We start from the raw sequence: 9831 nt of genomic DNA, 5'->3' as shown, positions 1-9831 counted from the left end.
GATATTCTACGATACGCTTTTCTTTTTTCTGTCTATTTTCTCTACAGCACTTCAGATTTTCCAACACCTGAGCTTTTTATTTTTTATAAATTTCTATGCCGACCCTGTCGATATGCTGCCGCAGAGCGCAGCTGTTAATACTATTATAATCAACGATGTCAAACTTATATGGCATAGGCAGTTCGTCAAGCTGTACAGCCAGTGAACCGACATTAACCCCTGCCCCAAACACAGCAATATCAATATCCGAATTCTCGCGCCAGTTGCCTTTGGCCCGCGAACCGAACACCACTGCCCTGTTTATATTAGCCTGTTTCAGCACTTCTACGATCAGTTGTAAATGCTTTTCCGAAAGTCCCAGCTTCATTTGCTTTTCGCCCCAAGATTTACACGAAATTTTTCTAAAGCCGGATAAAAATCCTGCTTTATTTTTAAGAATATAGTGTTAAATGTTTCTTCGTCATATCTGTGTGACATCAGGTTACGGGCTTCCAGCATATCAATAAAGGCCTGTCCATCCGTAATGATACCAGCAGCAAAGGCTTCTTTTATAACCGTCCGCGGTGTCGGCTGAACGTGCAGCCCCTCAAATTCCATAAAGTCTTTGGCTGTTTTCCACGCCAAATCAAAGGTTATCTCAAACCGCTGTATAAAACCTTCACGCACGATTGCCGGTGTCGTTGCAGAATCACAGTCGTTTATTTCGGACAACAGGGCACAGGCTTTGGAAAAATTTTCAAACCTTTGTAGCCAGCGTATATCTTTATTCTCCATAATAATCAAACTCCTCATAGCATTTAAATCATAGTACATATTTATTTTCTATCAGCATTTGATAAAATTATACCATATTTACAGGTAAATAACCGCAAAAACTCAGGCCTGGAAAGATGATTTTCCTACGCCTGAGCTTTTTTATTGCTGTTTTAGTTTTGAAATAAAATTTATTTATATTGTTGTCTAAAAAAGTTGCATCCTGCCGAAGTCGTAGTATAATAAGCATTACAGCTATTTAAATACCACTTGAGGGGATAGATTTATGCAGACGAAAAAATTTAAATATTTACTGCTCGCCGTTGTTTTGGCGGCGGCAGCAACATTGATCTGGTACTTTGCCTATTGGGTCAAAACGCCGCAGTATTCGCTGGGCCTTATTGGCACTGCAGTGCAGAAGCATGATTTTACAGCTTTTGAAAAGCAGGTCGATATGGAAACACTTTACAGCAGCGCTTACGACGACGTCGTGGCCGCCTCTTTTGGCAGCGAGCGCCTGTCCAGCCCGCTTCTATCGGCGCTGGTGCAGAATATCAAAGGTATTGCCGTACCGATCCTGGTCGATCAGACCAGACAATACGTCAATAGCGGTACTATGGCTGAGGCCGATCCCAACGATGCCGACTCGCCGATGCTGCAAAATAACGGCACTGACATCGTCAACAGCCTGAAAAACAAGACCGGCGTCAATTCCATGCAGTATCAGGGCGTAGAGCAGGTACAGAAAAACGGCAGCGCAGCTGTTGTAACTATTAAAGTTTTTGACAGCGAATTAGACAAGCATTTTTTAGTCGAGCTTGATATGCGGCAGCTTGCTGACGGCACCTGGCAGATCACCAGGATCAACAATCTGCAAACCTTGATCAGCGAACGCGACCAGGCCTTCCAAAACAAGCTGGCCGAGCTTAACAAACCTGTGCAAAAGCAGATCGACGACGCTATTACTGTTACGCCGCAGAAGATCTTTATCACCTCGGCGCCGTATTCCGGCGTGATCCGCCTGCTGCAGGCTGACCTTCAGCTGACAAACAACGCAGCCAAAGAGCTGCAGTATTTCACCGGCGTCCTGGAGCTTTACAATGCCGATAACGAATTATTTTACAGCGGCAATTTTGCCAGCAGCAAAAAACTGGCCGCTGCACAGACGCAAGCTTATCAATTCAACTGGGAACTGAATCCCTTTCTAACTGACGACGCCAAAGTCATGAACAGCGATTTCAGCAAAGTGACCTGGAAGGCTTATTTAAGCAGTCTGACCTTTGCCGACGGTTCTACCATTGAACTTTTGACGCAGCTGCCTGTTAAAACAAAAACTAAATAAAAAACTTAAAGCAGTAACGCCAATCTAACAGCGTTACTGCTTTTTCTTACCACTGGCAATAGGCTTTTGCTTTACTGCGGATCATTTCGCCACCATCGCATAACACACCGTCGCTGTCTGCCAGCTTCCACATATCCCATCTTTCAAAGGTCGTTGCCGGCCCGTAGTCGTCAAGATCAGCAGCCTCAGCATGGGTCATAACATAATTGTCATCGATCGGAATATCAAGTCCCCGGCACAAAACAGCTACTACCCGTGCCAACGTTTCTAACTGCTGCTGCGTAGGCGGCACACTGCCAAAGTCCACACTGCCGTCAGCGTAAGCTACAGCGTCGGCACAGCAGCAGATACTTACAGCCACAGCGCCGCTGTTACGGTGCCAGGTATGTTCCTTATACTCCGTCAGCTCTCTGCAGCTACTCCACAGCCTTCCGTCGCCGGTAATATTCAGATGATAGTCGTCATAAGTATTGTCATAATGCCCCGCTGTCCAGTGTAAATAGATCCTCCTGATCTCGCCTTTAGCCTGCTCGGCCAGCGTCGCCAGTTCCTGCAATGTTATTTCACGCATTTTTTATACCTCCCATTCAGGCTGCCTGCGCCTGCTGCTCATCATAAAATTTTTCAACAGTTATATCGCAGGTTTTGCCGTTGCTTTTAATAATGATGTCGCCACACAGAGCTGTATTGAATACATCGGCCTGCAGATCCTGCAGCCTTTGTACGACCTCAGGGCTGGGGTGCTTATATTTATTACCTTCACCGCTGCTGATGATGGCGATTTTCGGCTTGACAGCTGCTAAAAATTCATTGATCGACGATGTTTTACTGCCATGATGCGCTACCTTTAAAACCTGTGCCGGCAGCGCTGCCGGGTCAGTTTGCAGCAGCTCGCGTTCCACCTCGGCCTGGATATCCCCTGTCAGCAGCATCGAAAAATCCCTGTACTCCAACCGCAGCACCAGACTGTTGTTATTAGCATCCGAAGCCGTACCTTTATACAAGGTCTGCGGACTCAGCACCTTCAGCTTCACCATTTCATTGATTGGCACTTCCTGCCCTCTCCGCAGCACTTCTAACGGAATTTTTTCCTTTTCTATCTGCTGTCGAAAGTCGTTATACATTTTAGTTTTATAGTTTTGCCCGCTGTCATAAACCTGCTTGACCGGGAACCGGTTCAGGACAGCTTTCATTCCCCCGATATGGTCGGCATGCGGATGCGTAGCTACCAGCATATCGATCTGCTCGACATGGTTTTCTTCCAGCTTGGTCAGCAGTCTGGCCGCCTCACCGCGGTCACCGCTGTCGATCAATATATTCTTGCCCTGCATTTGCAGCAGGATACTGTCACCCTGCCCGACATCCAATGCGGTAATGGCAAGAATATCAGCATCAGCTTTCGCAGCAACCTGAGCTTTAGCTTCCGCCTTTGGCGTCTCAGTCACAAGCACAGGCTCCGGCGCAGATTCACCTGCCTGCAGCTGTTTCAGCAAAACCGGCACATAAGCTTTCACCAGTTCGCTGTCTTTAGTAGCAAGGCCTGCGCCCAGAAGCAACGCTATTAATATTATAACCAAAAATGAACTTTTCTTCATCAGTTTTTCTCCTTAATTTAAATGCAGATCGCGATGCAGTGGTTTAAAAATACTCATTTTACTGCCGCGTTCCAATATCACTGTTGCAAAACCGGCATCATAATCAGGCAGCTCCGGCATCTTGCTTTGCTGCAGCAGCTCATTATCCGGCAGCAGCCGTCTCAAAGCATAATCAAGCTTCACCGCTCCCAGCCACATCAGATACTCTATCTCGACATCATGAAAGCCGTCCATATCGGTTCTCAGCGCAGCGCAAAGCGCCTCTACCCGCAGCAGCGTTTCCATTTCCAAGCCTCTGGCTCCATGCTCGCGCCAATATTCTATGATCCGTCCTATTCCACGCCCCAAAATAAGCTGCTGATGCTGCTTTACTTCAAAAAGCAAACGCCGGCGCAGATATACGACCTGATCCAGTCCCACCGCTAATGTCCGGTTGGCCAGCTCCAGCTTGCTCATCTGCGAATTATCCCACAAAGGCTTGCTCTCACCGGAAGCATCCAGCATCAGCAAAGGGATCGGCGATTTCAGCATACTTTCGCTGCCCAGGTTATCATAAACACCGCCATCAGTCAGATAGAGCCGGGCTGGATTTTCCGGTTTCTGTGTCCCCGTACCGTAAAGGTCTTTAAACTCTCTTTCCTCAACATCCAGCTCCAACGGTGCAAAGCCTACCGGATAAGCAGCCGATGCCGCTACGGCAAAAGCGATGGGAATATCACCTATATCGCTGCTGCGCCCCAGCAAATGCCCATAAATATCGCCGCTTTTAAATCTGAACCTTTTCAAAGTATTGATGCAGGTAGCATTGCAGCTCCACTCTGTCGTCGCCACTGTCTGAGACATTTTTCTGCCGTCAAACAGCTCCTCGTCCAGCACCTGCGGAAAGGCTTTGCTCATTTGCGGCCTTAAAGCTGCCGCGGCAGCCAGCTGCTGCAGCTTGGGCAGATACGGCAGCAGATAAGAGAACCAGGATGCTTTAGTCATGATCCGCCTGCGGAAATTGCACTGTCCCAAATGGATCAGCTTCGCTGTTACCCGCCGGTCAAAATCAAACAGGCTGCTGAATTCTCCCTCTGCCAAAGCACCGATGATTGCCCCTGCCGCGATGCTGCCGCCTGACACGGACGTTATTTCGTTGACATGCCTTGCCAGCCCCAGTTCGACTAACCTGCGGTAAGCGCCCAGACAGTAAAAGGTAGCTCTGAACCCGCCGCCGCTGAAACCAAGATTGATCTTATTGTTTATTTCCACGTTATCTTTCCCTCCTTTGCAAAAAGCCGCCTGTGACAGGCGGCTTTTTAGTTTACTGTTCTTCAAGCCATACCGGCTTTCTGGCAAAGCCCACATGGTAAACTATGTATTGCAGCACCACTTGATGCTCGCCGATATTCAGTAAATAGAAGTTCTTTTCCTGCCCAATGATCCGGCCGCGCGGAGAATCGCTCAGGCAGCGGTTCAAAAACTGCCGCTGCTTTTCCAGCTCTGCTTCGCTGACAGTTTTTTCAGGATCGGTATTACCGATAACAACACGTTTTACATAGCCTACCGCACTTACATCAAATGGTTTCGTCATCATAGTTCCCTGCCTTTACCTGTTTTTAAGCCGCATCGCCTGTAGTTGTATTACCCTGACCTTCGCCTTTGGCTGCCGGTGCCTTTTCGATACTGGTAGGATTGATCGCCGTATTGAGGATATCCAGAACACGGGACAGGCCCTCCGGCATCTCGCCCTGAGTAGCGCGTACCTGCACATGATATTTAGCAGAATTATCGCTCTTACGGGTGTTTTCCTTATGACTGGAAATAGACCCCTTGACTTTGGCCGTCATGCTGAACGGACCTACCTTCAAGCCCATTTCTGCTTCCAGTTCACCTTTTTTGTCATCGATCTCCGATTGCGTTTCCGAAGATTTTACTTCCATATCGAAGGTAATATCCACCAGTTCGATCGAAAGTGCCGGCACCTTGACCATAGCCAGAAGTGGAATATTCATCTCCACTTTTTCAGAAGCCGGGCCATTGCCGTCATCGCCATTGGCGCTGCGGGTAAAACTGAAACCAACAGTACGCACGACCTGTTTGTCGCCCTCCTTGACCAGCCCTACTTCTTCAATAAAACGCGCCGTTGCGCCAGCCAGCATGGTCTGTGCATCACAGGCTGCCTGCAGCGGACCGCCGATCAAAGACTCCATCGGCAAACCGCCAAATTCTTCTGCCATTTTTACTAATGCCATAATTATTACATCCTTTCTGTTTGTAATTTATCAGGGAAGTATCTTCACCATCTGATCGTTGATCTTCATTACTGCTTCAGGAGGATCGTTAGACTCAAACAGCAATTCTACATCGACAAAATTGTCGGTATCCGTCTTATTAGAGGACAAAATGTTCGCCAGCAAACCGCTGTCATTATTCTTACCATCATCCCAACTGCTCAGCTTCACCTTAAATTTCAGCTTCATTTCCTTCAGCTTCAGCGAATTCATCGGTACCAGCGCAATTTTAGGCACCTGCACCAGCACGTATTCCAGTTCGCCTGTGTCGGGATTGATCCGCGGATATTGGATATCAAAAGTCAGCGGTTTCTGCGATTCGTCAAAATAACGCTTCATCACATTCAAATGCTGATTTTCGATCATACTGTGCGCTTTTAAAATCGACTCCTGCATCGCTCCCAACAAATTCTCAAAGTATTGCTTCTTCGCCATCACGGCTCCTCCTCATAATCAAAATTTGCGGCTGTAAAGATCGGTGACCTTGACCTGCAGCGCTCTGGCCAACGCGTCAAGGACCGGTACTGTCGGATGCCGCTCACCTAACTCGATCGCACTGATCATACTGGTACTGACCCCGGATAATTTAGATAAGTACTTTTGCGTCATACGTTTCTCAGTACGAACCTGGAAACAGATAATAACAGATCATAAACCAGTCCCCCTTTCTAGGTGCCCTTTTCTTTAGCTCCTCCGCGCAGCTTCAAAAAATTTTCCATACCGGCTTTGGCAAAATACCCGCTGATAATGATCGAAAACGGACCATCAACATAATCGATCAAAGCGTCAGGAATTTCCCTGTATAGTAACCAAGTACCAGCCGAAAATACTATGATGCCGACATACAGCCAGGTCACCGCACCAACGACCTTCTTGGAGAAGCTTATTTTTTCATCATCCAGCTCCATTTTCTTCACCTCCTTACCTTTACATTACTATCATTTTTATCCACTATGGCGGATTTTTATTAAAAATAATTCATTATTTTAATGTTTTGCGAATTTTTAGTTACAAAAAAAATCTATCTTTGGTATATATAATTTTTAAAACTACTTTTTCTGATATTTTCCTTACTCTGACAGGCATAAAAAAAAGTCCCACTTACAAAAAATGTAAGTGGGACTCAGGTCCATTTTCGCATGTTTCACAGGAAAATATCCGCAAAATATGTATCAATATTCACTTGATTACTGCAAATTTATTTAGCTTACTTAAAACGCTTCAATCGCAAAGCATTGCTGACAACCGAAACCGAGCTCAGCGACATGGCTGCCGCGGCGATCATCGGATCAAGCAGCGGCCCGCCGAAAATATGCAGCACGCCTGCCGCGACAGGAATACCAATAATGTTGTAGCCAAAGGCCCAGAACAGGTTTTCTTTGACATTGCGGATCGTCGCCTTACTCAACCGCAGCGTGGTACTGATATTGCGAATATCGCCGTTGACCAGCACGACCTGCGCCGACTCGATAGCTACGTCAGTACCGCCGCCAACAGCGATCCCCAGGTCAGCTTGTGCCAAAGCCGGTGCATCGTTGATACCGTCGCCGACCATGGCGACGATCTCGCCTCCCTGCTGGAAGCTTTTGATCAGTTCGGCCTTATGCCCCGGCAGCAGCTCGGCTACCACCTCATCAACACCGGCCTGCTGAGCAATATAAGCGGCAGCCCTTTTATTATCACCGGTCAGGATCACGGTGCGGATATTCAGCTCATGCAGCTTCTGCATCGCTTCCCGGGTTTCTTCCTTCAAGGTATCAGCAATAGCAAAGATCCCGCATAAATTGCGGCCGATCGTCAGATAAACGATCGTTTTACCCACTGCCGACAGCTGCTCACCCAGTTCTATGGCCTTCGGAGGAATTATCGCCACCGGCTGCACAAAAGACAAATTACCCAGACGTACATTGGTATTTTCACAACGGGCGGCAATACCGCCGCCTACCGTAGTCCTGAAATCGCTGCAGGTCGGCAGTTCCATACCTGCTGCCCGTTCTTTGATCGCTACTGCCAGCGGATGGGCCGAACCCTGCTCGATTGCCGCCGCCAGTCTAGTTATGGCTTCCTCTTTGGCACCGTTCCAGCCAATAACATCGGTTACGATCGGTTTACCCTTAGTGATCGTACCGGTTTTGTCAAAAACAGCCATTGTGACGTTATGCGCTGTTTCCAGGGCTTCGGCATTTTTGAACAACACACCTTTTTCAGCGCCCTTGCCCACAGCTACCATGATCGCCGCCGGTGTTGCCAGTCCCAAAGCACAGGGACAGGCAATAACAAGCACGGCTACAAAAACCTGCATGGCAAACTTGCTGCCTGCACCGGCAAACCACCAGCTCAAACCGGCAACTAACGCTATCACCAATACTACCGGCACAAACACAGCCGCAATCTGATCAGCAGTTTTAGCGATCGGTGCTTTTGAACCCTGCGCTGCTTCCACCATCTGCATGATCTGCGACAGCATCGTTTCCTTGCCGACCTTCTCCGCTTTAAAACGCAGATAGCCGTCTGTAACAACTGTCGCCGCAAAAACATTTTCACCGACAGTTTTTCCTACCGGCATACTTTCACCGGTCAGCATCGACTCGTCAATACTGGCATGTCCCTCTGTGATCACACCGTCTACAGGCACCTGATTGCCGGGGTGAACGATAACGATATCGCCTGTCAGGATGGCTTCACGCGGTATCTCTACCTCTTCACCGTCCTTCCAGATAAAGCCCGTCTTCGGCGCCAGGTTCAGCAGACTGCTGATAGCATGCCCTGCCTCGCCTTTTGCACGCAGCTCCAAAAACTTGCCGCACAGAATAAAGGTCAAAATAGCGCCTGCCGACTCAAAATAAAGATTGTGTACAGCATGCGGATTGATTTTCGCCAGCACTTCATAGGTCGAATAGCTGCTGTAAATAAAAGCAGCCCCCGTACCCAGCGCGACCAGCGTATCCATCGACGGTACGCCATTTTTTAAGCTGATGATCCCGTTTTTAAAAAACGGTCCGCCGGCATACAAGATCGGCAGCGTCAACAGCAGCTGCACAAAAGCATAAACATCGCCCATCTGATCAGGATCGATCGGCACCGGTAAAAATCTGCCGGGAACCATAGGTGCCATCGCCAAATATAACAACGGCACAAAAAAGAACGCCGCCACTTTTAAACGCTTCTTTAGATCCAGAGCATCCTGCTCCGCCCTCTGTTCAGCTGTAGATTCTTCGCCGGGCGCGTCATGGACCACACCAAAACTCATTCTGGTCACAGCCTCTTCCAGCTGCTCCATCGTCGCCTGATTCTCATCATAACGCACCAAAGCCGATTGAGTCGCCAGATTGACCTCCGCCCTGTCGACGCCGGCCACTTTTTTCAGCGACCGCTCCACTCCATTAGAACAGGCCGCGCAATGCATGCCCGAAATTTTAATAGTTACTGTTTTCATAAGCTTTATTTTTCAACAGTGAAACCAGCTTCTTTAACTGCATTTTCCAACTGCTCCACCGTAGCCGGGGCTTCATATTCTACAACTGCCATGCACTGCTCCAGGTCTACTGCTGCGTGTTTTACGCCCGGTACATCCTCCAATGCCATTTTTACACCAGCAACACAACCTGCACACGACATACCAATAATATACATACTTACTTTTTCCATAATTTATGCCTCCATTCGGGTTTCACTTCAGTACCGCCAGCCAGGGCAGGCCGCGGTAATTATGCGATAATGATAAGGTTAGCGAAAGCTGACCCTGCCTGTTTTCTAACTCAATCTTAACAACCAGCCTGGGCTTTGTCAACTAATGACACTACCTAAGGGAATATCTTAAGTTATTTTCGCGGCAGACTCTGGATTTCCTTACCTGAGTTTATTATAA

The 9831-nt window shown here is 48.1% G+C and carries 13 protein-coding genes; 1 reads left to right on the top strand and 12 read right to left on the bottom strand.

The genetic code is table 11. The features are described from left to right. Nucleotides 1-76: 76 nt before the first annotated feature. On the bottom strand, nucleotides 77-367 hold the full coding sequence (locus Q4G98_RS11405) for a nucleotidyltransferase domain-containing protein (protein WP_293660767.1): 291 nt from the start codon (nucleotides 365-367) through the stop codon (nucleotides 77-79). Continuing rightward, entirely contained in the window at nucleotides 364-813 is a 450-nt protein-coding gene (locus tag Q4G98_RS11400; RefSeq protein WP_298564219.1) for a nucleotidyltransferase substrate binding protein, read from the bottom strand. The genes Q4G98_RS11405 and Q4G98_RS11400 overlap by 4 nt, the downstream gene beginning before the upstream one ends. 226 nt (nucleotides 814-1039) lie before the next feature. Between Q4G98_RS11400 and Q4G98_RS11395 the strand changes: the two genes are divergently transcribed. After that, entirely contained in the window at nucleotides 1040-2095 is a 1056-nt protein-coding gene (locus tag Q4G98_RS11395; protein WP_298564222.1) for a hypothetical protein, read from the top strand. 46 nt (nucleotides 2096-2141) lie between these two features. Here Q4G98_RS11395 and Q4G98_RS11390 read toward each other — a convergent pair whose 3' ends face one another. The 10 genes from Q4G98_RS11390 to Q4G98_RS11345 form a co-directional block, all read right to left on the bottom strand. Next, complete coding sequence (locus tag Q4G98_RS11390) at nucleotides 2142-2666, bottom strand: N-acetylmuramoyl-L-alanine amidase (protein ID WP_298564224.1); 525 nt, start codon at nucleotides 2664-2666, stop codon at nucleotides 2142-2144. A gap of 16 nt (nucleotides 2667-2682) precedes the next feature. After that, the gene (locus tag Q4G98_RS11385; protein ID WP_298564225.1) at nucleotides 2683-3690 is read right to left on the bottom strand and encodes a ComEC/Rec2 family competence protein; all 1008 of its coding nucleotides are present in this window, start codon (nucleotides 3688-3690) and stop codon (nucleotides 2683-2685) included. A 12-nt stretch (nucleotides 3691-3702) separates the two neighbouring features. Next, nucleotides 3703-4941, bottom strand: a complete 1239-nt coding sequence (locus tag Q4G98_RS11380) for a patatin-like phospholipase family protein (protein ID WP_298564227.1) — start codon at nucleotides 4939-4941, stop codon at nucleotides 3703-3705. A gap of 52 nt (nucleotides 4942-4993) precedes the next feature. Next, nucleotides 4994-5263 (bottom strand): hypothetical protein, encoded by a 270-nt coding sequence (locus Q4G98_RS11375; RefSeq protein ID WP_177559612.1) that lies wholly within the window; start codon nucleotides 5261-5263, stop codon nucleotides 4994-4996. 25 nt (nucleotides 5264-5288) lie between these two features. After that, on the bottom strand, nucleotides 5289-5927 hold the full coding sequence (locus tag Q4G98_RS11370) for a DUF2589 domain-containing protein (protein WP_366916985.1): 639 nt from the start codon (nucleotides 5925-5927) through the stop codon (nucleotides 5289-5291). Between the two features lie 27 nt (nucleotides 5928-5954). Then, on the bottom strand, nucleotides 5955-6398 hold the full coding sequence (locus Q4G98_RS11365) for a DUF2589 domain-containing protein (protein WP_177559558.1): 444 nt from the start codon (nucleotides 6396-6398) through the stop codon (nucleotides 5955-5957). Between the two features lie 18 nt (nucleotides 6399-6416). Beyond that, nucleotides 6417-6602, bottom strand: coding sequence for a helix-turn-helix domain-containing protein (locus Q4G98_RS11360; protein ID WP_298564271.1), 186 nt, complete (start codon nucleotides 6600-6602; stop codon nucleotides 6417-6419). A gap of 29 nt (nucleotides 6603-6631) precedes the next feature. Then, the gene (locus tag Q4G98_RS11355; RefSeq protein ID WP_177559553.1) at nucleotides 6632-6871 is read right to left on the bottom strand and encodes a hypothetical protein; all 240 of its coding nucleotides are present in this window, start codon (nucleotides 6869-6871) and stop codon (nucleotides 6632-6634) included. A gap of 299 nt (nucleotides 6872-7170) precedes the next feature. Beyond that, nucleotides 7171-9399: a cation-translocating P-type ATPase gene (locus Q4G98_RS11350; protein ID WP_298564234.1), complete on the bottom strand. Its 2229-nt coding sequence runs from the start codon at nucleotides 9397-9399 to the stop codon at nucleotides 7171-7173. A 5-nt stretch (nucleotides 9400-9404) separates the two neighbouring features. Continuing rightward, nucleotides 9405-9611, bottom strand: coding sequence for a heavy-metal-associated domain-containing protein (locus tag Q4G98_RS11345; protein ID WP_293546529.1), 207 nt, complete (start codon nucleotides 9609-9611; stop codon nucleotides 9405-9407). Nucleotides 9612-9831: the final 220 nt, after the last annotated feature.

Source organism: uncultured Phascolarctobacterium sp. (genome assembly GCF_958349595.1).
GTDB lineage: Bacteria > Bacillota > Negativicutes > Acidaminococcales > Acidaminococcaceae > Phascolarctobacterium.
The sequence above is the reverse complement of the archived record's forward strand: the minus strand, read 5'-3'. Positions and strand labels throughout refer to the sequence as shown.